At 43.7% G+C, this 25,351-nt stretch carries 23 protein-coding genes and 1 pseudogene; 6 read left to right on the top strand and 18 right to left on the bottom strand.

Features of this window, described 5'->3' with window-relative positions; translation table 11 throughout:
• The first annotated feature begins 66 nt into the window (after positions 1–66).
• Positions 67–1,260, top strand: coding sequence for a NupC/NupG family nucleoside CNT transporter (locus LNN34_RS20070; protein WP_095712686.1), 1,194 nt, complete (start codon positions 67–69; stop codon positions 1,258–1,260).
• Between the two features lie 42 nt (positions 1,261–1,302).
• Here the strand turns inward: LNN34_RS20070 and LNN34_RS20075 are convergent, their stop codons facing one another.
• From LNN34_RS20075 to LNN34_RS20085, 3 genes are all read right to left on the bottom strand, one after another.
• Entirely contained in the window at positions 1,303–1,977 is a 675-nt protein-coding gene (locus LNN34_RS20075; RefSeq protein ID WP_044160028.1) for a DUF3298 and DUF4163 domain-containing protein, read from the bottom strand.
• Positions 1,978–2,125: 148 nt separating this feature from the next.
• Positions 2,126–2,413, bottom strand: a complete 288-nt coding sequence (locus LNN34_RS20080) for a hypothetical protein (RefSeq protein WP_044160029.1) — start codon at positions 2,411–2,413, stop codon at positions 2,126–2,128.
• A gap of 49 nt (positions 2,414–2,462) precedes the next feature.
• Entirely contained in the window at positions 2,463–4,523 is a 2,061-nt protein-coding gene (locus tag LNN34_RS20085; RefSeq protein WP_229044354.1) for a catalase, read from the bottom strand.
• A gap of 208 nt (positions 4,524–4,731) precedes the next feature.
• On the opposite strand from LNN34_RS20085, the gene citH reads away from it, so the two are divergent.
• Together citH and LNN34_RS20095 are read left to right on the top strand one after the other, a co-directional pair.
• Positions 4,732–6,012, top strand: a complete 1,281-nt coding sequence (gene citH / locus LNN34_RS20090; RefSeq protein ID WP_059335232.1) for a citrate transporter CitH — start codon at positions 4,732–4,734, stop codon at positions 6,010–6,012.
• A 91-nt stretch (positions 6,013–6,103) separates the two neighbouring features.
• Positions 6,104–6,682, top strand: a complete 579-nt coding sequence (locus LNN34_RS20095; RefSeq protein ID WP_229044356.1) for a DUF421 domain-containing protein — start codon at positions 6,104–6,106, stop codon at positions 6,680–6,682.
• Between the two features lie 36 nt (positions 6,683–6,718).
• On the opposite strand, the gene LNN34_RS20100 is transcribed toward LNN34_RS20095, so the two are convergent.
• From LNN34_RS20100 to LNN34_RS20120, 5 genes are all read right to left on the bottom strand, one after another.
• Positions 6,719–7,825 (bottom strand): hypothetical protein, encoded by a 1,107-nt coding sequence (locus LNN34_RS20100; RefSeq protein ID WP_229044358.1) that lies wholly within the window; start codon positions 7,823–7,825, stop codon positions 6,719–6,721.
• Between the two features lie 98 nt (positions 7,826–7,923).
• Positions 7,924–9,342, bottom strand: a complete 1,419-nt coding sequence (locus LNN34_RS20105) for a glycoside hydrolase family 1 protein (protein WP_044160033.1) — start codon at positions 9,340–9,342, stop codon at positions 7,924–7,926.
• 19 nt (positions 9,343–9,361) lie between these two features.
• Positions 9,362–11,194 (bottom strand): beta-glucoside-specific PTS transporter subunit IIABC, encoded by a 1,833-nt coding sequence (locus tag LNN34_RS20110; RefSeq protein WP_229044360.1) that lies wholly within the window; start codon positions 11,192–11,194, stop codon positions 9,362–9,364.
• A gap of 310 nt (positions 11,195–11,504) precedes the next feature.
• On the bottom strand, positions 11,505–12,338 hold the full coding sequence (licT, locus tag LNN34_RS20115) for a BglG family transcription antiterminator LicT (RefSeq protein WP_044160035.1): 834 nt from the start codon (positions 12,336–12,338) through the stop codon (positions 11,505–11,507).
• Positions 12,339–12,434: 96 nt separating this feature from the next.
• On the bottom strand, positions 12,435–13,115 hold the full coding sequence (locus LNN34_RS20120; protein ID WP_202646760.1) for a hypothetical protein: 681 nt from the start codon (positions 13,113–13,115) through the stop codon (positions 12,435–12,437).
• Positions 13,116–13,325: 210 nt separating this feature from the next.
• Here LNN34_RS20120 and LNN34_RS20125 point away from each other — a divergent pair, with 210 nt between their 5' ends.
• Positions 13,326–14,609 (top strand): MFS transporter, encoded by a 1,284-nt coding sequence (locus LNN34_RS20125; protein ID WP_229044361.1) that lies wholly within the window; start codon positions 13,326–13,328, stop codon positions 14,607–14,609.
• 18 nt (positions 14,610–14,627) lie between these two features.
• Here LNN34_RS20125 and LNN34_RS20130 read toward each other — a convergent pair whose 3' ends face one another.
• Positions 14,628–16,067: a DEAD/DEAH box helicase gene (locus tag LNN34_RS20130; RefSeq protein ID WP_229044363.1), complete on the bottom strand. Its 1,440-nt coding sequence runs from the start codon at positions 16,065–16,067 to the stop codon at positions 14,628–14,630.
• An 82-nt stretch (positions 16,068–16,149) separates the two neighbouring features.
• Positions 16,150–17,298, bottom strand: coding sequence for a rhamnogalacturonan acetylesterase (locus LNN34_RS20135; RefSeq protein WP_229044364.1), 1,149 nt, complete (start codon positions 17,296–17,298; stop codon positions 16,150–16,152).
• A 164-nt stretch (positions 17,299–17,462) separates the two neighbouring features.
• Here LNN34_RS20135 and LNN34_RS20140 point away from each other — a divergent pair, with 164 nt between their 5' ends.
• The gene (locus LNN34_RS20140) at positions 17,463–17,804 is read left to right on the top strand and encodes a PadR family transcriptional regulator (RefSeq protein WP_095712674.1); all 342 of its coding nucleotides are present in this window, start codon (positions 17,463–17,465) and stop codon (positions 17,802–17,804) included.
• Entirely contained in the window at positions 17,801–18,322 is a 522-nt protein-coding gene (locus tag LNN34_RS20145) for a DUF2812 domain-containing protein (RefSeq protein WP_229044367.1), read from the top strand. Before LNN34_RS20140 ends, LNN34_RS20145 begins: the two co-directional genes overlap by 4 nt.
• Positions 18,323–18,532: 210 nt before the next feature.
• Here the strand turns inward: LNN34_RS20145 and LNN34_RS20150 are convergent, their stop codons facing one another.
• The 8 genes and pseudogenes from LNN34_RS20150 to LNN34_RS20185 form a co-directional block, all read right to left on the bottom strand.
• Entirely contained in the window at positions 18,533–18,664 is a 132-nt protein-coding gene (locus tag LNN34_RS20150) for a hypothetical protein (protein WP_229044369.1), read from the bottom strand.
• 17 nt (positions 18,665–18,681) lie between these two features.
• A complete protein-coding gene (locus LNN34_RS20155; protein WP_229044371.1) occupies positions 18,682–19,137 on the bottom strand; it encodes a hypothetical protein in 456 nt (151 codons plus the stop codon).
• A 13-nt stretch (positions 19,138–19,150) separates the two neighbouring features.
• A complete protein-coding gene (locus LNN34_RS20160) occupies positions 19,151–19,447 on the bottom strand; it encodes a YxiJ-like family protein (RefSeq protein ID WP_229044373.1) in 297 nt (98 codons plus the stop codon).
• Between the two features lie 15 nt (positions 19,448–19,462).
• The gene (locus tag LNN34_RS20165) at positions 19,463–19,603 is read right to left on the bottom strand and encodes a hypothetical protein (protein ID WP_229044375.1); all 141 of its coding nucleotides are present in this window, start codon (positions 19,601–19,603) and stop codon (positions 19,463–19,465) included.
• 157 nt (positions 19,604–19,760) lie between these two features.
• On the bottom strand, positions 19,761–21,284 hold the full coding sequence (locus tag LNN34_RS20170; RefSeq protein ID WP_198098205.1) for a class I adenylate-forming enzyme family protein: 1,524 nt from the start codon (positions 21,282–21,284) through the stop codon (positions 19,761–19,763).
• Between the two features lie 97 nt (positions 21,285–21,381).
• Positions 21,382–22,609 (bottom strand): annotated as a pseudogene (gene fabF / locus LNN34_RS20175) (beta-ketoacyl-ACP synthase II).
• A 472-nt stretch (positions 22,610–23,081) separates the two neighbouring features.
• Positions 23,082–23,861, bottom strand: coding sequence for an SDR family NAD(P)-dependent oxidoreductase (locus LNN34_RS20180; RefSeq protein WP_198098206.1), 780 nt, complete (start codon positions 23,859–23,861; stop codon positions 23,082–23,084).
• A 279-nt stretch (positions 23,862–24,140) separates the two neighbouring features.
• Entirely contained in the window at positions 24,141–25,295 is a 1,155-nt protein-coding gene (locus tag LNN34_RS20185; protein WP_229044378.1) for a YhgE/Pip domain-containing protein, read from the bottom strand.
• Positions 25,296–25,351: the final 56 nt, after the last annotated feature.

Below are 25,351 nucleotides of genomic sequence, written 5' to 3' on the forward strand. Positions count from 1 at the left end.
TTCCAGAATTTGTGAAGGATAAGGGCTTTTTTCATTTCCATAATAAACCTCATAGGAGTTGCTATCATGTACTTTTTATTAAACCTTGTCGGTCTCATTGTGATTATGGCAGTTGTGTTCCTATGCTCCCCGCAGAAAAAGAAAATCCAGTGGCGTCCAATCATTACGTTAATTGTTCTGGAGCTTTTGATTACGTGGTTTATGCTGGGGACAAAAATTGGCAGCTGGGCCATCGGACAAATTGGAAATTTCTTCACTTGGCTGATTGCTTGTGCCAGTGACGGGATCGCGTTTGCCTTCCCTTCTGTGATGGCAAATGAAACGGTAGACTTTTTCTTCAGCGCACTTCTTCCAATTATTTTCATCGTCACATTCTTTGACATCTTAACATATTTCGGCATTTTGCCTTGGCTGATCGATAAAATCGGCTGGGTGATCTCAAAGGCTTCCCGCTTGCCGAAATTAGAAAGCTTTTTCTCTATTCAAATGATGTTCTTGGGAAATACAGAAGCTCTGGCAGTCATTCGCCAGCAGCTCACAGTATTAAACAACAACCGCCTGCTCACATTCGGCTTAATGAGCATGAGCAGCATCAGCGGCTCCATTATTGGATCTTACCTGTCAATGGTTCCGGCGACATACGTGTTTACAGCGATTCCTTTAAATTGCTTAAACGCGCTGATTATCGCAAACCTGCTGAATCCTGTTCATGTGCCGGAGGATGAAGACATCATCTATACACCGCCTAAAGAAGAGAAAAAAGACTTTTTCTCTACGATTTCTAACAGTATGCTTGTCGGCATGAACATGGTGATCGTTATTTTGGCAATGGTGATTGGATATGTGGCGTTAACGTCAGCAGTCAATGGCATTCTTGGTGTTTTCGTACACGGCCTGACCATCCAGACGATTTTTGCTTATCTCTTCAGTCCGTTCGCATTCCTGCTTGGGCTGCCGGTACACGATGCGATGTATGTCGCGCAGCTGATGGGAATGAAATTGGCGACGAACGAGTTTGTTGCGATGCTTGACTTGAAAAACAATCTGAAAACACTGCCGCCTCACACAGTTGCGGTAGCGACGACATTCCTGACGTCATTTGCCAACTTCAGTACTGTCGGCATGATTTACGGAACGTATAACTCGATCCTTGACGGCGAAAAATCAACCGTGATTGGGAGAAACGTGTGGAAGCTGCTCGTCAGCGGAATTGCGGTATCTTTACTAAGTGCTGCGATTGTCGGCCTGTTTGTGTGGTAGAAAAATGGAGCCATATCCCTTTTAAGGATATGGCTCTTTTGATTATTGATAAATAGAGGAAGGCACCTGTACATCACGGATTCCGGCTGCATATGGTCCTAAGTCATACTGGCCGAAGACGATGGCGATTCCGTTTTTCGTAAAGTAAAACGTTGTGTCTTGGTTAAGGGTAATATCCTCTTTCTTTACATCAGGAAAAAACAGCGTGTCATGTTTTTTGATGTAGCTGTATAAGTAATCTTTCGTTTTGCTGACTTTTGTTTTGGTATTCAGAATCTGATTCAGTGTCACCCGCTTTTGTGTTTTCAAGTCATAGTTGAAGGACTGAACAGACGTTAAACCATGGGCGCCGCCTGAATAGATATAATTGAGCGTTTGAATGCTGAGCTTGCCCGCCGCATTATATTTGACGCTGAAGGATGTTTGATATTCCGCGTTGAAGCCCTGCTGTTCGCCTGCTTTTTTGTTTTTCAGGTATTCCTGATACGATTGTTCAATATAGGCTTTCAGCTCTTGATTGATGTTCTTTTCAAATGCGGCATTCCCGATGTGATGAACCTGAGGATACTTTAATTCCTTGATCTTTTTGTACGTATGGCTGCTGACAGTCGGCGTTTTCGCTTGAACCGCTTGTAAAGATGGGGCCGCATATGCAAATACACTAAAAAGCAAAACAGCAGCAGCTACCGCGCATTTCATCATTTTGTTCCATTTCATACAATCTCCCCTTTTCGATGTTCTTTGTTTATCATTCCCTTTTTTCTGCAACGCACACTTTTATAGACTGATGAGGTGAAAAGAAGTTTCTAGGTCTATCTGCTCGATTTTCCCAATAAAAAAGAGACAATAAATTGTCTCTTTTTTACTATTTACGCCCGGCAATCACTTCGTGAACCGCTTGTGCCAAATCAATATTCCCAAACATCTCCAACACCGCGATGACGGTCTGGTCAGGTATATGTTCTGACTCGTTCTTCGGCACAATCAGTTCTTCCACTGTTTTTTTCAAGCTTTCATTCAGCTTTTGCTGCGGATATGCTTTGGCATATAGCTCCAACGGATCAAGATCATGGTTCACACACCATTGGGCGAACACTAATATCATCATATTTTCGTCGCGCTCGTAAGCCTCTGCGAGCTGTTTTTCGTTCATATGTCATGCTCCTTATGAAAAGTATCTTCCTCTAAGATACAGGAGCGAATCAAATTCGTCTATCCCAATGGCGGTGGGCGGCAACCGCTTCGATAAACGCTTTGCTGAAGCCGGTGTAACCATCTTCGTCTTTTGCTGACACAACGCCCGGCCCCTCTGTTGTGCCGACAGCCGATTTGAGGAGGTCAACTCCTTCGTTTGCCGCGCCGACCGCCTTATAGTGATTGTAGGCTTCTCTGATAAACGCCATCGCTTGTTTATCTTCTTTTAATTCAGGTCCTCCTGCGGCATAAACGGCATCATACAGAACAGAATCAACCGTCAGGAATGTGCCGCTGACCTCAAGCTGCTGTCCGGCGCCGCTTGTGATGTACCCCAGCGCTTGACTGATGATATCCGCTGTGATCCCTTCTTGTTTTAAGGCATCCAGCACTGTTTGCAGTTCTTTTTCATCAAAACCATTGCCGGCGAGAACCGCGACTTTTCTCGTTGACGCTGTTTTCACTGTACGGGCTTGGCTTAACGCAGGTGAGGTAAGGATTTCTTTTGATGCTTTGCGTTTCGCCGGCGGCGCCACGCCTACTCCTTTGGCGATTTCTTCTGCTAAATCTGCATCGACATTGCTGAAGACATCAACGACCTGCCGCTGTACGTCTTTACTTTTGACCTTCCCGACCTCGAAGCAGAAAGCAGAAATGATGTGCTGTTTCTCCACAGGAGACATGCTGTTCCAGAACAGTTTTGCCTGTGAGTAGTAATTATTGAAACTGTCGCTCCGCTGGCGGATTTTTCTGCCTTCTACTTTCTCCTGATAGTGGACGTAACCGCCTTCTTCGGCTGACGCAGGAGACGGGTCATTGTTCTGCAGAGAGTTTTTATGATAAGCGACCGGCCCCTTGTTGATGGTCATCCGGTGATAACCGTCGTACTGGTTGTTATGGAACGGACATACCGGGCGGTTAATCGGAATCTCGTGGAAGTTCGGGCCGCCAAGACGGATCAGCTGTGTATCCGTATAAGAGAAAAGCCGTCCCTGCAGCAGCGGGTCATTTGTGAAGTCGATGCCCGGCACGACATTTCCCGGGTGGAACGCGACTTGTTCTGTTTCCGCAAACACATTATCCTGGTTGCGGTTCAGCGTCATTTTCCCAATGATCTTCACCGGTACAAGCTCTTCCGGCCAAAGCTTCGTCGGATCAAGAATATCAAAATCAAAGTTGAATTCATCTTCTTCATCTATCATCTGCACGCCTAGCTCATATTCAACAACGCCGCCGTTTTCAATCGTTTCCCACAGGTCGCGGCGGTGGAAATCAGGGTCTTTTCCGGCAATTTTCTGCGCTTCATCCCATACGAGAGAATGTACGCCGAGCACCGGCTTCCAATGGAATTTCACGAAACGCGCCTTTCCTTGTTCGTTCACAAAACGGAACGTGTGAACGCCAAAGCCCTCCATCATCCGGTAGCTGCGGGGAATGCCTCTGTCAGACATCGTCCACATCACCATGTGAGCAGACTCTGGATTATTGGCGACAAAGTCCCAAAACGTATCATGAGCTGTCGCGGCCTGGGGCATTTCATTGTGCGGCTCAGGCTTAAACGCATGCACCAAATCCGGGAACTTGATCGCATCCTGAATAAAGAACACCGGGATATTATTGCCTACTAGATCATAGTTTCCTTCTTCGGTATAGAATTTCGTCGCAAAGCCTCTGGCGTCACGCACCGTGTCAGCGGAGCCTTTGGAGCCCGCAACTGTTGAAAACCGGACAAATACCGGTGTCTTCACCGAAGGGTCCTGAAGAAATTTCGCCCGGGTGAATTCTGTCATCGGCTCGTAAACCTGAAAAAAGCCATGCACGCCATACCCGCGCGCGTGCACGATCCGTTCAGGGATTCTCTCATGGTCAAAATGGGTCATCTTCTCCCGAAAGTGAAAATCCTCCATCAACGTCGGGCCGCGAACTCCGGCTTTTAACGAATGTTCGTCCTCAGACACCCGTACGCCTTGGTTTGTCGTCATTTTCTTTCCGCTATTATCAACCCTGTACTGTTCGAGCTGCTCGTCTTTTGAGTGTTCATTGACTCGTTTGTTTTGATCATCACTCATGTCTGCTCCCCCTTTTCCTATTGCAGATCTCAAAAAATAAACATTCTACAGCACATTTACCCGGGGCGATCTGTATATAAACTGCTCATCTGCTCTCTAGGTTTTGAGGTCTACTTGTCAACATGAGGTCATAAATATTTGAAATAAGCCTTCTCGAAGTGTGGAAGCGCTTACTATAATTGTGCTGTTGAATGGAGGAGGTCATATCGTGCTTGCGATACTCGGTTTTGTGATGATCATTGTCTTCATGTATCTTATTATGTCTAACCGGCTTTCCGCTCTTATTGCCTTGATTGTCGTTCCTGTTGTGTTTGCCCTGATCAGCGGATTCGGCAAAGACCTGGGCGATATGATGCTTCAGGGTGTAACAGGTCTCGCTCCGACAGGCATCATGCTATTATTTGCGATCCTGTATTTCGGCATCATGATTGATTCAGGTTTGTTCGATCCGCTCATTGCCAAAATCTTATCCCTTGTCAAAGGAGATCCATTAAAAATCGCTGTCGGCACAGCGGTGTTGACGATGACCATTTCGTTGGACGGAGATGGGACAACAACGTACATGATTACCATTGCTGCGATGCTTCCGCTATACAAACGGCTCGGCATGAACCGGCTGGTGTTGGCGGGAATTGCAATGCTCGGATCGGGAGTCATGAATATTATTCCGTGGGGAGGACCGACTGCAAGGGTGTTGGCTTCTCTAAAATTGGACACGTCAGAAGTCTTCACTCCGCTGATTCCTGCTATGATCGCCGGCATTCTCTGGGTGCTTGCCGCAGCCTATATTCTTGGAAAAAAAGAACGGAAACGGCTCGGTGTCATTTCAATTGAACACCAGCACGCGTCCGATCCGGATACAGCGCCGCTCAAACGACCCGCTCTCCAGTGGTTTAACCTGCTGCTGACTGTCGTGCTGATGGCGGCTTTGATCACCAGCCTGCTCCCGCTCCCTGTTCTTTTTATGATCGCATTTGCTGTCGCCTTGATGGTGAACTATCCAAATGTAAAAGAGCAGCAAAAGCGGATCTCAGCGCATGCAGGAAATGCGTTAAACGTTGTCTCCATGGTGTTTGCCGCCGGCATTTTCACAGGCATTTTGTCGGGCACAAAAATGGTAGACGCCATGGCGCATTCTCTCGTATCACTCATCCCTGACGCCATGGGCCCGCATCTGCCCTTGATTACAGCCATCGTCAGCATGCCATTTACCTTTTTTATGTCGAATGACGCCTTTTACTTCGGTGTTCTGCCGATTATCACAGAAGCCGCCGCTGCTTACGGAATAGATGCCGCAGAAATCGGCAGAGCCTCTTTGCTGGGCCAGCCTGTGCATTTGCTCAGTCCTCTCGTTCCTTCCACTTATTTATTGGTCGGAATGGCGGGCGTCAGCTTTGGCGACCATCAAAAATTCACGATCAAATGGGCCGTGGGAACAACCATTGTGATGACGATTGCGGCACTGCTGATTGGGATTATTTCGTTTTAACGAGAAGGGATTTCCGCTAGCGGAAATCCTTTTGTTCTGTATAATCCGAAAAGCCTGGATCATACTATGGAAAAATCAAAAAGGTGATTGCATGAATTTTGCTTGGGAAGCACTCATTTTAATTATATCCGGGATCATATTGCTCAGAATATCGGGGAGAAAGTCAATCTCTCAAATGACGTTAGCACAAACTGTGGTGATGATTTCAATTGGAACAATTATTGTCCAGCCGATTATAGAGACAAGTTTATGGAAAACCCTTGTAGCTGCCAGTATTTTTACTGTGGCGCTAATACTCATGGAATGGTTTCAGGTGAAGGCCAATTGGATGGAAAAGTTCATAACCGGCAAAGCAAAATTAGTCGTTGAAGATGGTAAACTCAATATAGAAAATATGAAAAAATTGAGGCTGACAGTTGATCAGCTTGAAATGCGAATGAGGCTTCACGGAATCTCCAGCATAAAGGACGTTAAGAATGCAACGATTGAGGCAAACGGCCAATTAGGATATGAATTACGTGATGACAAGAAGCCGCTAACCATGGGTGATTTTAAGAAAATGATGAATGTTCCAGCTCCAAATACAATGAATCAGCCTGAACCTGATAAGCAAGATAACATTTTTGAAGAGTTAAAAAACACTAGTCATTCCGCTGGCAAATTAAAATAAGGCTATTTCATTGTAATGAAATAGCCAAGTGAATTCTTATTGAATATACGAAATGACTGGCAAGCTTTCAACACCTGAAGCATAGTAGTAATTTAAAACACTGAAAAAGTCTATCGCTTTGCCGGTTTTCAGATCAACGATTAATATATGGTCCCCATAGTTCTGATCATCCGCATCAAGCCTTCTAGGTGTTTTTTTACCTAACGTATCAAGGAAAGAATCATCATAACCTACCCCGGACTGATAAGCTGATACATGATGCATAAAAAGCGTGCCTGTGTCTAAGTAAACCATGATGGCTGAGCTTGAACTTGCATAACTCGAATGATAAGTGACAGGGTCAGAAATATTTTTAACCTTCACATCAGAAATGGAATGGGTGCGCTGATTATACCCGCCTCCATAGGAAAAATAATATTCTCTTTCCCAGTCTAATGAAGATGTTTTCGTACTAGAATTGTACAGCAGTGTACCATTAGCATAAACGGAACCGTCTCCATACTCAGCAACAAAGGCTTGTAAATTAGACGTTACCGATTTTACACTTGAATAATTTGAAGGGTTTTTCGCGTTTAACTGAATGTTATATGAATCTCCCGTCGTTCCTTCAGAGTAAACCCGGATCATATAATCGCCAGCGGGAAGCTCTTTTAAAAGCACTAAGTTCCCTGCTGCCATAGATATATTAGACGGCTGAGCTTCTCCTGTATCCCAATTGACAACATACAATTTCAGATGGTAATCGCTGTTGTCTGAAAGAATTCTTGTGATAAGGGTTCGATCTGACGAAGTACTGAAAAAGTACATATCATCAGGATTATTTTCATCAAGGACAGAGGTTGTATTGAAAACCTGGTCATCGGAGTTGTACATGGAACTTGTTTTAAAACCATTCTCATTCGAAGGCTTCTTCACTTTCATCTTTTCTGTTGTATTGTCCGTTTTAAAGCTTACTTGCTTCGCTTGATTTAATGAGACACCCTCAGTTTCCTTTTGTTTTTTCAGTTTTTCCTGCTGCTCCATAATTGGTTTATCTTTTAACACACTTTGCGCTGAGGCAGCATTTGAATTCAGACATAAGCTAAAAACAACAAGCAACACAGTACACAAAAAAGGCAGTGAAACAATTTTTTTGTTCTTCATATACAAACCCCTTTCCAATTTTATACTATACATATCGGCAAGGGGCTCGGATCATTTACATAAATATATTTATTTTCATAAATTGTTTATTTTTTCTATCAGTTCAATGACGCGCCATTCGAAGCAATCAGCTCTTTATACCAATAAAAGCTTTTCTTGCGAATACGGCGCAGGTCTTTCAGGTCGAATTCATCACGATTGACATAGATGAAGCCGTAGCGTTTAGAACAGCCCTGGTGGGTGGAAATTAAGTCAATCGCAGACCACGGTGAGTAGCCGAATACGTCAACGCCGTCTGTCATCGCCCATTGAATTTGTTCAATGTGCTGCTTTACATAATCAATCCGGTAATCGTCATTAACCGTATCGTTTTCTTCGAGTTGATCGAAAGCGCCTAACCCGTTTTCTGTGATGATCAATGGCAGCTGGTAGCGGTCATAGATTTCACGAAGTGTGGAACGGAAGCCAACCGGATCAATTTCCCAGCCGAAATCGTTTTTCTCCAGGTTCGGGTTGGCGCTGCCGCGGTAGACGCCGTCTTCTCCCGTTTTCAAATGCTGGTCTCCTCCGCGCGCTGCTTCGTCCGAGCCGTCGCCTCTGCTTGCTTCCGCCGTTTGAGACGTGTAGTAGTTAAATGCGATAAAATCAGGCTTCGCAGATCGCAGAATCTCCATATCACCATCTTCAATGACTGGCGTATAGCCTTTTTCTTTCATATATGCCCAAGCTGTCGTGTTATAACGCCCGTGAACCGCCATATCTAAATAGAGCCAGTTGCGGATTGCATTGTAGTTGAAGGCTGCGACAACATCTTCTGGTTTTGAAGATGCCGGGTAAATCAGCGCAATGTTTGGAGCTGGGCCGATCTTGGCTTCCGGCAGCATCTCATGGCATAGATTCATAGCCTTCGCCTGTGCCACCAGCATGTGGTGATTTTGCTGATACAGTTCCTTTTTCGGGTTTTTCAGATTCGGATCAAGTGTGCCCAGCGCACTTCCATGCAGGATCATCATGTTTTGTTCATTGATTGTCAGCCAGTACTTGACACGGTCACCGAAGTGTTCAAACAGCACCTTCGAATACCGTTCAAAAGCGTCAATTACAGATCGCTTTGACCAGCCTCCTTTTTCCTGCAATGCATTCGGCAGATCAAAGTGATACATCGTGACGATCGGTTCAATCTTATATTTGAGCAGCTCATCAATCAGATTGCTGTAAAATTCAATCCCTTTTGGATTGATGTCTCCGTCGCCATCAGGAATAATGCGCGTCCAGGCGATAGAAAAACGGTATGCTTTAAAGCCCATTTCAGCAAACAGCGCAACGTCTTCTTTATAACGGTGATAATGATCGCTGGCTACCTTAAAATCAGTCGTTCCCTCAGGATAGCTGTCGCGGGCGTCAATCACTGAAGGTCCCTTTCCATCTTCGTTCCACGCGCCTTCAACCTGATAAGCAGAAGTTGATGCTCCCCACAAAAAGTTCTCCGGAAATGCCGCAAGTTTGTTATAGTTCATCGTCTGTTCCTCCAATGCTTTAGATTAAAGAAATAATTCTTTCTTCTGTTTTGACTTGCTTTTGATCAGTTTGAATGACGTCGGTATATTGATCTGTGTTTGTGATGATGATCGGCGTGTTCATATCAAACCCTGCCTTTATTAACTCCTCTAAATCAAATTCAGCCAGCAGATCGCCTTGTTTGACGGCTTGCCCCTGCACCACTTTAGGATAAAAGTGTTTACCTTCCAGCTTCACCGTATCAAATCCGAGGTGAATCAGGATTTCTGTTTCCTGATGGGTGATCATGCCGAATGCATGGCCAGTCGGGAAAACAGTCGTTATCACGGCATCTGCCGGAGCCACCAGCCGGCCTTTCTCCGGCAAAATCGCAATTCCCTTTCCAAGCGTCTCCGATGCGAACACCTTATCCTTCACTTCCGCTAACGGAATCACGCTTCCTTCTAATGGACTGTTGATCTGCTCATGATGTGTGGCAGGTGCTGGCGGTTCCGTTTTGGCATCTGCTTTTTCCGCGGGATCTTCAAATCCGACAATGTACGTTAGGATGATTGAGAGAATAAAAGATACCGAGATTCCCAAGATAAAGCCTGCAAACCCCTGTCCGTAGAAAATCGGGATGGTCAATAGACCCGGCGCACCTGAAGCGATGGCCACACTGTGAGCCTGCCCGATAATCGCCCCGCCAACAGCCGCACTGATGACACCGCATACAAAAGGTTTTTTCAGTCTGAGCGTCACCCCATAAACGGCAGGCTCCGTAATGCCGAAAATTCCGGTGACTGCGGCGGAACCCGCAAGTGCCTTCAATTTTTTATTTTTCGTTTTTAACATGACCCCGATGGCGGCACCTGTTTGGGCAAACACAGCTGCTGCTGTAGCCGGTTTGATAGAATCCTGCCCGTTGACCGCAATATTGTTTAAAATAACCGGCACGATGCCCCAGTGAATGCCAAAGATGACAAGGATCTGCCAAAGGGCTGCGATCACGGCACCGGCCAGCATCGGATTAAAATGAAAGATCGCCAGAATCACAGCCGCGATGCCATTTCCGGCATTTACGCCAATCGGCCCGAACACGATTAATGTGAGCGGCACGACCGTCACTAAACAGATCAGCGGCGTGATGAAGGTTTTTACACTGTCATGAATCAGCCTGTTTAGAAACTTCTCCATGCAGCTCATCACGAAAATCGCCAGGATGATCGGTATAACGGTTGATGTGTAATTCATTAAAACAACGGGAATGCCAAAAAAATCGGTATCCGCATTGCCATTCTTCAGTTCAATAATGGTTGGATAGATGAGCGCCCCGGCAACCGTGACAGACACAAACACGTTTGCGCCGAATTTTCGGGCAGCTGTAATCGCAAGCAGCAATGGCAGAAAATAAAACAGGCTGTCCGCGGCGGCATATAAAATCGTGTAAGTTGTATCCTCAGTTTTGAGCCAGCCGGCATTTGTACAGATCATAAGCAGGCCCTTTAAAATTCCCGCTCCCGCCATCACGCCAAGCAAAGGCGTAAAAATGCTCGATACGATATCAACCAGACGGCCGAACAGATTCCCTTTCTGAGCAGAACGCTCTGTTTGGTCATCCTGCAGCACACTTGATATCTTTTCAATCTCGCGATACACCTCGGAAACATGATTACCGATGACCACCTGAAACTGCCCGCCGCTTTCCACAACAGTCACGACATCGTCTAAAGCTTCTATTTTTTCTTTGTCTGCTTTTGAGCGGTCGTTCAGCGTAAAACGCAAGCGCGTCGCACAATGTACAAGTGAACGCACATTTTCTTCCCCGCCGACCAATTGTAAAATGTCTCTGGCTGCTGCCTGAATCCCCATTTCCCCTCATCCCTTCCGCTGAAAAATAAAAAACCTAAACTACCCCTGCCACAATAGGAACAAGTAGTTTAGGTTTTGCCTGCTGACCAGTAACAATCCTATAAAACTTCATCATTCGATTTTTCTTCAATTTTGCTCCATCACCATCCCCTGAAAAAAATAAAAACCTAAATTACCACCAGCGCAGACAGAGATCCTCCGCACTCATCGTAATTTAGGTTTTGCCTGCTTATCAGTAACAATCCTAAAATCATAATATATTGATGTAAGAAGAAATTAACACACGAAAATAAAAATGTCAACGCTTTCATCATGTTTGTTTGACGACCCTTTCAATATGAATCGTTAAGTACAGCAGCTCGTCCCTGGTGAGTTTGTGTTCATATTCGTGTTCCATATACGCTTTGATTTTCTTCGTGCAGTCATACGCACGATGATATTTTTCTTTCACCGTTTCCAGCAAAAAATCGTCCTGGCTTTCCAGGTAGGTTCCGTTAAAAAGACGCTGCGCGAAAAACTTCAGGTGAGTGACAAACCGATAATAATGCAGCGATTCTTCATCAAATTCAATATTAAAATGATATTTTACAATACTTAAAATCTCTTGCATCACTTTTGTAATGTTCATGATATTGGGCATCTCTTCATTGAGTTCGGCATTCACGATATGGAGGGCAATAAAACCTGCTTCATCCTCCGGCAGGGAAACACCTGTCTTGTTTTTCACCATGTGCAGCGCTTCTTTGCCGATCGCAAACTCATCTTTGTACAGCCGTTTGGTTTCCCACAGCAACGCATTTTTGATATCAAGACCCTTTTTATTGCGCTGTATGGCAAAGTTAATATGATCGGTCAGCGACACGTAGATGCTGTCGTTCAGCTTTTTTCCAAGCTGTAATTTCGCATAGCTGATAATGTCCTCACACACTTCCATACATTCAAGCGGTATTTCATACAAAAGGGTTTTAAATTTCTCTGATACATCCTTGTTATCGAGAGTGAACACCTTCTCAATGCGTGCTTCATCGACCTCGTCGCCGGACTTTTTTTGGAACGCGAGCCCTCTGCCCATGATGACCAATTCGCTCCCTTGTTCATTGACCACACTGATCACGTTATTGTTGATCACCTTCGCAATCTTCATGACATGTCCCTCCAATCAGCTAAGAACAGACTACACCTTGATTGTACATTCTTTTTGTACTAGGTCAATATCTTCAGGGAAAGAGCAGCGATCCGGTCAATATACTTCACTCAGCACCGTCTGCCCGCTCTGTTTCTGAAGCAGCGCCTCAAGATGGCGTTCAAAGGATTCTTTATCTGCCCCCTGCTTCTTGACTATGCCATTCATTAAGCTGATGCTTTCGGCATTGTATTTCGTATATTGTTTTTTCAGCTGATCCAGCTGTTTTCTTGTTTGTTTAGCGTTTTTCGGTGTGACTTGATTGATGAGAGCGATCATGCTGCCGGTAATCTCAAAAAAGGTGTCTCTATTGTCTTTAAGCTGCTGATTCTCATTGCGGCTCTTTTCTTGATTGCGGGTTTTCTGAAGCATTGCGAATGCCTCTCTGTTTTGTTTTTTGAGCCGGCCGTTTTCGAGTTTAATGGATTCAAGATTTTTCTTCGCTATATCTGCTTCCTCTTCTGTCATGCTGCTGCGAATAAAATATTCAGGGTTGCCGATCCCATAATCAAACGTCTCGCTTACGTATATCATAGAACTGAAAACAACCGCCAGCTGCATATCGTTTGATAGGGTCTGAAAGTCTTGCTTTTTCTTGCTGCCCAGTGATTTTATCATGCTTTGTTTGATCGCCTTTTGATCATGATGGGCGGCGGTCTGAACATTGCTTTCGCTTTCACATGCGCTCATCGCAAGAACAGCGATCAGCAGGCTTATCAACAAGCCTATTCGCCTCATGCTCTGTCTCCTCTCTGCTGAAACTCTTCTGGAAAATGCGGCAAAATATAGTTAAATCGTACCAGATATATGATGTGTCAGCAATAAACCAAAAGTATTATTTGACCTGTATAGAACATAAACATTTTGTAAAAATTGACCGCGGTTCCATCCTTTTCTATGCGGTTTCTCGTACAATAGAAGTATCGTTACTGGGGAGGGGCTCTGCAGATGAAACGTTTTACGAAACAAGAAAACAGCTGGGTTGTATATGACTGGGCTAACTCTGCTTATTCCATTGTCGTCACAACCGCGGTATTTCCGTTGTTTTATAAATCAGCCGCTGCGGAAGGCGGTGTCAGCGCTGCTCAATCAACTGCTTATTTAGGTTATACGATAGCGATTTCTACCTTTATTCTCGCCATGCTCGGCCCGATTTTAGGAACCATCGCCGACTATGAAGGCTGCAAAAAAAAGTTCTTCGGCTTCTTTGTGTCAGCGGGTGTCGCCAGCACCGCGGCGCTTGCCTTTATTCCAAGTGAACATTGGCTGCTTTTGCTGCTGTTCTACACCATATCGGCTGTCGGTTTTTCCGGCGCCAATGTATTCTACGACGCCTTCCTCGTTGACGTCACGCCTGAGGAGCGAATGAATCTCGTCTCCGCCCGCGGCTTTGCCTTAGGCTATATCGGCAGCACGATCCCATTTATCCTCAGCATCGCCGTGATCCTGCTCGCACAGGCAGAAACGATTCCGATGTCTGTGTCTGGCGCAAGCCAGCTGTCCTTTTTTATAACGGCCGCTTGGTGGGGACTGTTTACCATTCCGATGCTGAAACACGTTCATCAGCGCTATTACATCAAAAGAGAACCCCGCATCATAGCCAACAGCTTTAAACGCCTCGGGCAAACGATGAAACGGATCCGGCAGTACCGGGCGCTGTTCCTTTTTCTGCTTGCTTATTTCTTTTATATCGATGGAGTCGGCACCATTATTACGATGTCGACCTCCTACGGGTCAGATTTGGGCATCAGCTCCACAAGTCTCCTGATCATCCTGTTTGTCACTCAAGTCGTCGCCGCGCCGTTTGCCATTTTATACGGAAGACTGGCGGAGCGCTTCACGGGGAAAACAATTCTGTACGTTGGCATCGTCATGTATATGATTGTCTGCGTATATGCGTATTTTCTGGAAACGACGCTTGATTTCTGGATTCTAGCCATGCTTGTCGCCACCTCGCAGGGCGGCATTCAAGCATTAAGCCGCTCCTATTTCGCCAAGCTCGTCCCGAAACACCATGCAAATGAATTCTTCGGCTTCTACAACATTTTCGGAAAATTCGCCTCGATTATGGGGCCGCTGCTCATCGCCGTTACCGCCCAGCTTACCGGAAAATCATCGACTGCGGTGTTCAGCCTGATCATTTTGTTTGTGATCGGGATTGTCATCCTCGCCTTTGTGCCGGAAGAAAACAGCACCAATGTCAGCCATCACAAAAATGACCTGCCCCTTTAACTGGGAGCAGGTCATTCATCATTTATTCGCTTTATTCACCTTAAGCTTTTTCCCTTTGACGGTTGTATCCTTCATGGCTTTGAGAACATGAGGGCCTTTTCCGTTTAAAATTTCCACGTACGAGGCGTTATCCATGATCGTAATGATGCCAATGTCATCAGCCGAAACCCCGTCGATTTTAGCGATCGTTCCAACAAAATCAACGGCTCTGATTTTCTTTTTCTTTCCGCCGTTAAAATACAGCTTCATAATGTCTTTATTCAGCTCTTCGCTCTTGTCTTTTTTGATCGCCGGACGGTCTTTCAGTTTAGCGAGAAAATCCGGTTTCTTTTTTGCGACATCCTCTTGCGATGGGGCTTCCAATTTATGAATCCCAAATCCGATATAGTCTTCTATTTCAGTCAGGAACCGCTTTTCAAACGGCGCCACAAATGAAATCGCTTTTCCCTGATTTCCGGCTCGGCCTGTCCGTCCTGTACGGTGTACGTAGCTTTCTTTCTCAAGGGGCAAATCATAGTTGATGACAAGGGCGATATTTTCGATATCGATCCCCCGCGCGGCGACGTCTGTCGCGACTAAATAACGGTACTCGCCTCTTTTAAATTCATTCATGACGTCAAAACGGTCTTCCTGAATCATCCCGCCGTGAATTTTATCGCATGGATATCCTAAGTCATCCAATTCATCGGTCAGCTGATTCACATGCTCTTTCGTCCGGCAGAAAATGATGCAGCTGTCCGGGTTCTCAGTGATGAGTACATCCTTCAGCAAAGAAAACTTATTCTCTTCTCTGACTTGAATCACCGCATGTTCAATATTCCTTGTGGTGAGGCCGGCCGCTTTGATTTCGATATGCTCTGGTTTTTGCATATATTGACGGCTTAATTTCTCAATATCCTCTGGCAGCGTCGCAGAAAACAGCATCGTTGTACGCTTAACCGGGAGATGCTTGATAATCGCCTCCACCTGATCGATGAAGCCCATATTCAGCATCTCATCCGCTTCATCAATAACCAGATAGGATAGGCGATCCAGCGGCAGCGTGCCTTTTTCAATATGATCCAGGACGCGTCCCGGTGTGCCCACAACGATATGGCTTTTTTGCTTCAGCTCGGCTTTTTGTTTATCAAAGGATGATTTTCCAAATACAGCTGTCGCTTTGATTCGTTTAAATCTTCCGATGTTCGTGATATCCTCTTTTACTTGCACGGCAAGCTCACGGGTCGGCGTCAGCACCAGTGCCTGCGGTTTGTTTTCGTCCCAATCCGCCAGCTCGCAGAGAGGAATGCCAAACGCAGCCGTTTTCCCGCTTCCCGTCTGTGATTTGACGACAAGATCCTTTCGTTCAAGGGCAGCGGGAATCACGCTCTGCTGCACCTTGGTCGGTTCTGTATATCCTAGTCCTTCCAGTGCTCGTATAATGTCATGACTGATTTGATAGTTTTTAAAATGACTCATGTATAAACTCCTGTCTCTTGCAGATGTTCTCATTATACTCTAATTGACGAAGGCATATGTGTTTTGTCGAAAATATGACGTATTAAAAGCCATCGATTCCCTGGCGTTTTAGCTCCTGAACAGCCAATCGCGCCAGTGCGTCGGCCCCCGCGCGGTTCGGGTGCAGCGTGTCTCCATCCATATAAAGCGCGAGCGTTTTTTCCGGACCGATCGATGTAAAGTAAGATGAACTGAGGACATTCAGGTCAATAAGCCTTGTTTTTTCTTCTTCGGCCAAAGCCAAAATAGAAGCCCTGTACCATCGGTTTACAGAGGAATGGAGGCCCTCAGAAGTAAAATCTGTCGCCCGGCCTTGCGGTGTTGAAAGAATCACGTCCACGCCCTTCGCTTTCACCTGACGGATCATATCACGCATAATCTCCTTAAATTCCGCTTCAGATTCATTATGCTTCGGATTTGTGTCATTAATGCCCAGCTGCAAGATAAAATAATCACCCGGTTTGATGTACTTCAAGATCGCCTCGAGCTGACCGTCATTTCGAAATCCTCTCGCGATCTGCCCGCCTGACGCCATGTTTCTCACTTGAAAGGTATGCTTGTCGACATAGTGAGGCAGCATTTGCCCCCAGCCCGCCTGCTTGCTGCTGTTGAGCGGATAATAATTGCACACCGTCGAATCGCCGCCGACATAAATGGTTCGATTCGTCACCGGCTGATCAGACAATTTCTTGATCTTCAAGGCGCTGAGCGTAAAAGCCGTACCCGTCTTGCCTTCAGTCACCAGCAGATTCAGCTGCCCGTCGGTGACAGGGATTTGGAACGTATCCTCCGCACCGTCTCCCGTCATATTGATGACCTGATACACACCCTCCGCCGCCACGCTTGCCCTCGCCGTATTGCCCAGCGTCACCTTCACCTCATAAAGGCCATTCGGAAGATCCACATTAAACGTGTTGTCGCTTTTCGTCCCATACGCTAAAAATTGAACCGCATCACTTTTCACGCCCGTCCCGGATGCCGCCACATCCTTCATATGTTCCGGCGTTTGAAAACCGTAGCCCTTTGATGGGTTATAACGGTCAGACGCCCTTACCCCAATGTAATCAGGCTCAACCGAACCGCTCCCAAAGTCAAACTGATACACCTTCGGCTCAGACGCCTTCAAACTCTCTGCCCCGCTGAAACACAACATCAACATCATCACAAAACCCGCCGTTATCCATTTTTTCATTAAGAATCCTCCTCTATGAAAACGCATTCATTAATGCATACTCGGTGATTGTTTCTTTATGATGACTGAACGCAGAAAAAAATTGCATTGACAAAAGAAAAGGAAGATTTTATTATATCAATAATTGATATATCATTAGTTGATATAAGAAATGAGGTGACCGCTTGCCAAAGCAACGTCCGCAGGAAATGGATCAGCTCACCGATCCAGCCTATTATATTGTCTTAACCTTGCTGGAGCCAAAACACGGCTATTCGATCATGCAGGAGATTGAAGACATGACCGATGCCTCCTTTACGATCGGCCCAGCTACCTTATATACATTGTTAAAGAAATTATTGCAGGAAGAGATCATTGAGCTTGTCAACAACGACAACCCGCGCCGCAAAGTGTACCAGACCACCCTGCACGGCCAAGAATTACTCAAAAAAGAAATGCAGCGCAGAAAAATGATGGCGGAACACGGCGAACGCGCTTTTCAACAATTGAAAGGGGATTCATCATGAAACAGAAAAAATATATGATGTCCGAAGGCTTGGCTTTTTCAGAAGAAAAGGATATGAAGAGACTAAGTGACATGGCCAGCAAAGGCTGGGTGCTCGATTCTTTTGCGGTTATGGGGTATAAACTTAGAAAAGCTGAGCCGCGGAAGTTGATCTACAGTATTGATTATCATGATGTGGGGGAAGAAAGCTTGGCGGAATACACCGAGATGTTTGAAGCGGCCGGGTGGGAACGTGTTTGCTCTTCACGAGGTATGCATATCTTTTCGGCTGAGCCTGGGACTTCGCCGATATACAGTGATCAATCCACCATGAGAGAGAAATATAAAAGAAGTGAAAAAGACATTCGAAATGTCACCTGCACCTTGAGCTTCCTGACTCTCTTGTCCATTACACTCCATTATTTGACCGGGTTATCAAATTGGGTGCCTTTGGCTTTCCTGGTTGTGACTTTTCCGTTTCTCGTGACATATGCGGCAACAAAAGCAAGAACGCTTGGAAAGTGGGGAAAATCAGTGTGACTTCTTGTCACACTTGATTACATCCCACCCTCCGCAATAGAAACTCATTTGGTTTTCTTGATCATACACATAATAACGGAGCCTTTCCCATTGATCATCAGTCGGTAAAATCTCCAATTCAATCCTATCGATAGATTCAAGATCATCCAGTCTCGATGCACTAATGTCTTCAAACCGCAAATGAATGTCACAGGTTTGAGCAGATAGTTTTCATTCAAACACCGGAATATGAATATAACGATCATCTTCTTTCATATAGAAAGAAAACTCGTTTAATGTAAATGGACCTGTATCCTCATCAGAAAGATGCTGTTTCATTTTCTCGTATTGTGTGATATTCATATGGATTCCTCCTCCTTTTATGTTTCATCGCCAACCATATAGATCTCCGCAGCATCGTATTCAAACCACATGATCCGTTCGCCCGAGTCCGTCAGGCATTGGAGTTTGCCTTCGGAAAAATAGTTTTTATCCGGTTGAGGATCAGTGATCAGAAAAACATCATCATTGATAGAAGCTAACAGAAAGAGAAAACCTGCAATGTCCCGATCTGTTTCATGTACTATGCATTGGAAATGAAATTGCCTTTTGGCCAGCTTCGTCACTTTGTAAGCATAGCCTTTGAAAAACTCTGACAGGTCTTCTATAAATGAACCACCCGTTATCACCTGTATCATGATTCGCTCATAGGCAAGCCCCAGCCAAAAACGATTAAAAGACTCAGCATCTTCAAGCTCGCATGACATAACGGTTTGGTCAGGTTTAAGCTCGATCATGTCCAAATTGCCAATACTGCTTATAGAGGTTATTTCCATAAAACCCTCCTTATTAGTTGAATAGCGCAGCGCAAATCTCTTGTCTGACTTGCTCGTACAAAAGAATGTGATGATACAAATCGGTATCGTTTTTGATCATATCCGGCGGGATGTCAGGATACAGCTCAAAAAAGCCTTTCTCCAACGAATACCGCTGATGCCGGGGCATCCTTTTATTCGCCAGCACATAACCCAGACTGCCGGCAACAAGCATAAAAAACTCATATATTTCCGCTTCAAAGCCGTACAATTCATCAGGATACGGCGTTTCATCAAGTTCTCGCTGTCTCTTTCTCAGCTTTTCAAACACACCGACTCTCCTCCCCTATTCAGCTTCCGTCACCTCATATTGCCGGCAATAAAAGCGGAACGTCTGCTCTTCCCATTCTTCCACAAGGTACAGCATACCTTGCGGCTGCATTTTAATATTAAGAAACCCATCAGACAGATCCGTTAGGGTTTCCATATCTCGTATCGTAACGGCTGAAACGTCTTTGAATGTGACAATAATTGAACGGGAATGATAAACAGCTGTTAACTCAATCGTATAAATACCAAGAATGTTATCTGGTTCCAGATAAAAACGAAAACATTCTGAAAATTATAGCATTAAACAACGACTATCATAATCGTTGTTTATACATATGCTCATACTTATTTTTCACTTCTTTTTTAAATACTTTTCCTACACTATTTTTAGGAAGTGAAGATACAAATACAACGGTTGGCACTTTGTATGATGCTAATCGTTCTTTACAGAAATTCACTACATCTTCTTCCGTTAAAGTGGATGCTGCTTGTTTAACAACAAATGCATATGGAACTTCACCGTACACATCGTCAGGCATACCGACAACTGTGGCTTCTAATACACCGTCTGCTGCTAAGACAACTTCTTCTACTTGATCTGGGTAGATATTGTCTCCTCCATATACAATGACATCTTTGTAGCGTCCTTCGATATAAAGAAATCCATCTTCATCCAATCGACCTGCATCGCCCATCGCTAACCAGCCATCTTGCAAGACAGCGTTTGTTGCCTCTTCGTTTTGCCAGTAACCTTTAAAGAGATAAGGACTTCGTACCAGCACTTCTCCTTTTTCCCCCGGTGGCACTTCTTGACGTGTGTCAGGATCGACAATTTTAACTTCTACATATGGATTTGGTTTTCCAGCTGAGCTTACTTTCTTCCATCCCATTTGAGGATGCCATGAACTGATAATCCACGCTTCTGTGCTTGCGTATCCTTGAGCTAAAATCATTCCATTACGTTCATATTGTTCGATGAGAGACTCTGATACTTTTGTTCCGCCTGAAAGAGCAAGTTTTAGAGGGAAATTATAGTGAGCCCCTTTTTCAAGCTGTTCTACGATGTATTTTAATGCTGGTGGTAATGCAAACAGCATTTTAATGTTTTCTTTTTCAATTACCTCAATTACTTTAGCTGGATCTGTTTCTTCAGAACATACCATTGTGTTTCCTGTATTAATGCACATAAATAACATGCTCATAGAACTCATGTGGAAGAATGGATGAACAAACAAATAGCGCATGCTTTTATCGATATTTGCACGTTCTTCCTGTCCGCCAGAGTTTAAAAAGGCACTTACGGATCCGTGTGCAATCATACACCCTTTTGATTTGCCTGTTGTACCTGATGTGAACATCATTAATGCTAGATCTTCAGGGAGTACTTCAGGAAGTGATGCCGGAGTACTTGTTTCATATGATGAAAATTGAGACGTAAATTCTTTTGCCTCTTCAATTAACAGCATAAAGTCAAGTGTGTGTGTTTGTTTTGCTTTTTTCAAAACAGGTGTAAATTCCTGATGGTGAACAATGGCTTTTAGTTGTCCACTAGTAATGATGCTATCCAGTTCATAAGGAGTCATACTTTTACTTAGGGGAACAACCACGGCTCCTACTTGTAGAATACCCATCGTTACAACTGGGTAAGCAACACTTGTATGAGCTAAAATACCGATACGGTCCCCTTTTTGAATCCCTTTCTTTAAGAAATAATGAGACAATTGATTTACTTTTTCATGAAATTCACTAAATGTATAACGTTCATTATGTTCAACTAATGCCTCATGTTGAGGAGAAATCTCTGCACGTTCTGCGACTAAGTGTTGTAATGTGTTCATTTTACTCTCTCCCTCTTTCGTTTAAACTAAATGTTATAACTGTTAATATGTTAAAATAATATTTAATAATCAATTAGTCCTTTTACTACATTTTTATTTATATCGACAACTTTCTAAATAGCAACACAGCATTATGTCCGCCAAAACCATTAGAGATAGCATAGTTTATCTTTGTCTTAGTTGCATGATTTGGCGTATAATCTAAATCACAATCCTCATCCGGTGTTTCATAATTAATAGTGGGAGGAACTATATCTTCCATAATACTTCCGAGGGTTATTACAGCCTCAATCCCACCAGCTGCCCCAAAAAGATGTCCAGTCATTGATTTCGTGGAACTTACCTTTAAGTTATAAGCATGAGCACCAAAAACACTTTTAATCGCTTTAGTCTCTGATTTATCTCCTTCAGGGGTGCTTGTCCCATGCGCATTTATAAAATCCACTTCAGTGGATTTTATATTCCCCATGTCTAAAGCCAATCTCATGGCGTTTGCGGCTCCGGTATAATCAGGGGAAGTCATATGATAGGCATCTGTTGTTGAACCATAGCCTACGATTTCTCCTAAGATTATTGCTCCTCGTTCTCTTGCGTGTTCATACTCTTCCAAGAATAAAACGCCTGCTCCTTCAGACATGACAAAGCCATCACGACCTCTGTCAAATGGACGACTTGCCTTTTCTGGAAAATCATTGAAAGTGGACGTTGCTCTCATTCTTGAGAACCCAGCAAAAGCCAGTGGATTAATAGGAGCCTCAGTCCCTCCAGCTAATATGCCATCTGAATATCCATGTCGAATATTTAGAAAAGCCTCACCAATTGCTTGATTTCCTGTTGCACACGCAGAAACAGGTGAAAAGCTAGGTCCCTTAAAACCCGTTTTTATAGAAATAATTCCCGAGGCCATATTGCTAATCATCACAGGAACCATAAATGGAGAAACTTTTCTTGGTCCTCTTTCAATTAAAGCCGTATGACATCTAATGTCGTATTAATTCCCCCAATACCGGAACCAATATAAACCCCTAATCGCTCTTTATTCAAACTTTGTAAATCTAGATTCGCCTGTTCTAAAGCTTGTTGAGCAGCAGCAACAGCATACTGCACGAACAAGTCATATTTTCCCAATTCTTTTTTTCGAGATATTGCTCTCCATCAAAGTCGGTAATATAACCTGCAATTTGGGTGTTAATATTATTAAAGTCATCAGACTTAATCCTTTTGATACCTGACTTACCTTCTTTAATATTCTCCCAGAACGCTTGAACCGTATTTCCTAACGGTGAAACGACTCCATATCCTGTGACTACAACTCTTCGTGACATCACAAACACTCCTCCTCTAACCTTCTTTTTTACATACAATTCAATCTCTACTTGCAAGTAGAGATTGAATTGCCTCGATAAGGAGTTTTGTACCCACTCCTACGTTATGAATATTGTTTTCTCGGATAATAATGGTTATCGCCTACCCCATGCACCCGTAGCTTCGAACATTGCTTTTGTAAGATTATCTACAAATTTGGACTTCGTCTCCTTGAGGTGGTGTCAGGAGAATGCAGTTAACTTCACCATAAAAATTGGAAATATTTAAAGTATTCAAAGAAGAAAAAATGATTAAAAGCTACTTTAAATACTAGATATCTTAACTTAGTAAACAATGCACTAAACGTATTGAATGTAGTAATGTCTTGACAATGGGAAGGCATAGAATAACCTAGCCTAGATAAACCGTACCATTCTATACATAATTCGAGGAAGGACCGTGGCTAGTTTTTCTAGCACCTCCATTTGGTCATCACTCGACTCGCTCTGTACGTTCTCTAATCAAACGAGCCATCACCTTGCGAGGTAGCAACCTCGGCAGGGATGTTATGAACCGGTGGACAGCTCCTGGGATAATTAACGTTTTTCCGCGTAAGAAATCGCGATACGCTTCGTCCGCGACCTCCCCGACCCCCATGACGCCACTTTTGTACAGCTTCGAAGATCCTAATTCTGCACGACCAGTGAAGCCGGTTGCTGTCGGACCAGGACAAAGTGCTGTCACAGTAACGCCTGTGCCACTTAGTTCGTTCTCCAGAGCTTCGGTGAACGAAAGCACGTACGCCTTCGTCGCGAAGTAAACTGACATTAGAGGTCCCGGATAAAAAGCTCCTACCGAAGCTACATTCATCACACCCCCTTGGCGTCGTTTAACCATTTCTGGCAAGAACAACTTCGTCATAATAGTTAAAGCCTTGATATTGACATCAATCATATTCATTTCTTGTTCCAACTGCGTCTCCAAAAATTCCCCATACAAACCAAATCCCGCATTATTGACGAGATAGTCGACAGTAATCCCTTTCTTCTTAAGATCCGAGGCAATTTCTTCTGCCACGCCAGGTAACGAGACATCCTTGGCATAGACCGTCACTTGCACACCGTATCCTTCCCGATATTCCTTCGCGAGCTCCTCGAGCTTTCCCTCACTTCGCGCTACCAGCACCATATTGTATCTATCCTTGACGAAACGATTCGCCAACTCTTTGCCAATCCCACCCGACGCTCCAGTAATAAGTACAGTTTTGCTCATCTTGTAACCCACCTCTACTATTATTTTTAAATCAGTTATTCGCTTAAGCATAGTTCACTCTTGACTACGCGGCGGTTAATTTAGTATAGAATTTACCCCAATTATGCTTGGAAGGTGCTTGCAGTCCAGGTCTCCGCATAACCACTCTTCACGAAAGTTCATAACTCCAAGTACTCCAAGTTTTTCACCATGGAAATTAGTTTGTTCAACTTGGATGTTAATTGTTTGTACCTCTTTTTTTGATATTTTTCCATTTTTAAAAGTTTATAAAAACCATTTTTATACATTTGTTAAGTTCGAACTTTTTTCTTTTTTATTTTCCCGTTGTAGAGCCACTAGTATGAATGTAATGACGATAATTCCCATTAAAATTCTAAAAAGCATAATTATCTCATGAGAAATGGATGGACCTCCAGTAACCAGTTTCATGATCCCGTCAACTGCATAGGTTGCTGGTAGAAAGTTACTTACGGTTTGGTAAAAATTTGACAATAACTCCCTTGGTATAGTTGACCCAGATGATAACAGTTGAATAGATAACATAGCAATATTTACCCACCCACCTGCATCACCCACAATAAAAAATGGAACCTGGGCAAGGAATAGAAATGTTAGTACATATATCATTTGAAAAAACCACATTGTTATAAACCCTTGAGGAGAATGTACGCCCATTACATAAACCATAATAGATCCAATGGTAGAAATCAGGATGGTAGCCGTAATAATTAAAAGAACTCTTGCCCCAAACCTTTGCCAACGATTGTATAAAGTCTTGAAAGCTTTAGCAGCTTTGTTCATTTCCATAATAAATAGCATTGAACCTGTAAAGGATGCCATTACTAACATCATAGGAACCATCAATCTTGAAAAATTTGAAACTTTATTAATATTGTTAACAACAGGATGTACACGTTCTGATAGTCCTTGAGACAATTCAATAGCTTGATTAGAAGGTACATTCATTTGCTCAAAAGTAAATTGTAAGCCCGACTTCACCGACTCCTTATTAATCGTACTAGTTACTTTTTGCTCAACTGTTTGCATTACACTTTTTAACATGCTTGGATTTGATTCATTTAAAGAGTAGATGATTTTCGCCTTTTTTTTATTATTTTGAAGCGTAGAACTAAAATCTTTTGGTATATAGATCACCATTTGAACTTTACGATCATCTAGCTTATCCATTGCACTTTTTAAGACTGAAGACTGAGTAATTTTAAATTTTAAGTTTTCTTCTAAATTATTTGCTACTTGTGCTCCTATTTTAGAGTCTTCATTTACAATAATAATTTTAAATTGATCGATGCGGTCAGTAACATGATCATATCCTGTAATCCAGATAATGCTAAATAATACTTGAAATATAATTGCAGTTATTAAACCAATAATGACACTCCTTGTTTTTAATAAGGATAAATATAAATTTTTCATTTCATTAATTCCCCTTAAATTTACTTATGCTTTTTTTAAATCCATATTAACGTTGT

The organism is Bacillus sp. AF23 (assembly GCF_020861455.1).
Classification (GTDB): domain Bacteria; phylum Bacillota; class Bacilli; order Bacillales; family Bacillaceae; genus Bacillus; species Bacillus halotolerans.

Bases quoted from the DNA above. Each gene is read 5' to 3' on its own strand.
- LNN34_RS20100 (WP_229044358.1), bottom strand. From the start codon at position 7,825: ATGAAGAACAAAAAAATTGTTTCACTGCCTTTTTTGTGTACTGTGTTG.
- LNN34_RS20070 (WP_095712686.1), top strand. From the start codon at position 67: ATGTACTTTTTATTAAACCTTGTCGGTCTCATTGTGATTATGGCAGTT.
- LNN34_RS20170 (WP_198098205.1), bottom strand. From the start codon at position 21,284: ATGAACACATTACAACACTTAGTCGCAGAACGTGCAGAGATTTCTCCT.
- LNN34_RS20085 (WP_229044354.1), bottom strand. From the start codon at position 4,523: ATGAGTGATGATCAAAACAAACGAGTCAATGAACACTCAAAAGACGAG.
- LNN34_RS20180 (WP_198098206.1), bottom strand. From the start codon at position 23,861: ATGAGCAAAACTGTACTTATTACTGGAGCGTCGGGTGGGATTGGCAAA.
- LNN34_RS20155 (WP_229044371.1), bottom strand. From the start codon at position 19,137: ATGGAAATAACCTCTATAAGCAGTATTGGCAATTTGGACATGATCGAG.
- LNN34_RS20165 (WP_229044375.1), bottom strand. From the start codon at position 19,603: ATGGAAACCCTAACGGATCTGTCTGATGGGTTTCTTAATATTAAAATG.
- LNN34_RS20135 (WP_229044364.1), bottom strand. From the start codon at position 17,298: ATGAAAAAATGGATAACGGCGGGTTTTGTGATGATGTTGATGTTGTGT.
- LNN34_RS20185 (WP_229044378.1), bottom strand. From the start codon at position 25,295: ATGAAAAATTTATATTTATCCTTATTAAAAACAAGGAGTGTCATTATT.
- LNN34_RS20075 (WP_044160028.1), bottom strand. From the start codon at position 1,977: ATGAAATGGAACAAAATGATGAAATGCGCGGTAGCTGCTGCTGTTTTG.
- licT (WP_044160035.1), bottom strand. From the start codon at position 12,338: ATGAAGATTGCGAAGGTGATCAACAATAACGTGATCAGTGTGGTCAAT.
- LNN34_RS20145 (WP_229044367.1), top strand. From the start codon at position 17,801: ATGAAACAGAAAAAATATATGATGTCCGAAGGCTTGGCTTTTTCAGAA.
- LNN34_RS20130 (WP_229044363.1), bottom strand. From the start codon at position 16,067: ATGAGTCATTTTAAAAACTATCAAATCAGTCATGACATTATACGAGCA.
- LNN34_RS20095 (WP_229044356.1), top strand. From the start codon at position 6,104: ATGAATTTTGCTTGGGAAGCACTCATTTTAATTATATCCGGGATCATA.
- LNN34_RS20110 (WP_229044360.1), bottom strand. From the start codon at position 11,194: ATGGGGATTCAGGCAGCAGCCAGAGACATTTTACAATTGGTCGGCGGG.
- LNN34_RS20150 (WP_229044369.1), bottom strand. From the start codon at position 18,664: ATGAATATCACACAATACGAGAAAATGAAACAGCATCTTTCTGATGAG.
- LNN34_RS20080 (WP_044160029.1), bottom strand. From the start codon at position 2,413: ATGAACGAAAAACAGCTCGCAGAGGCTTACGAGCGCGACGAAAATATG.
- LNN34_RS20125 (WP_229044361.1), top strand. From the start codon at position 13,326: ATGAAACGTTTTACGAAACAAGAAAACAGCTGGGTTGTATATGACTGG.
- LNN34_RS20120 (WP_202646760.1), bottom strand. From the start codon at position 13,115: ATGAGGCGAATAGGCTTGTTGATAAGCCTGCTGATCGCTGTTCTTGCG.
- LNN34_RS20105 (WP_044160033.1), bottom strand. From the start codon at position 9,342: ATGAACTATAACAAACTTGCGGCATTTCCGGAGAACTTTTTGTGGGGA.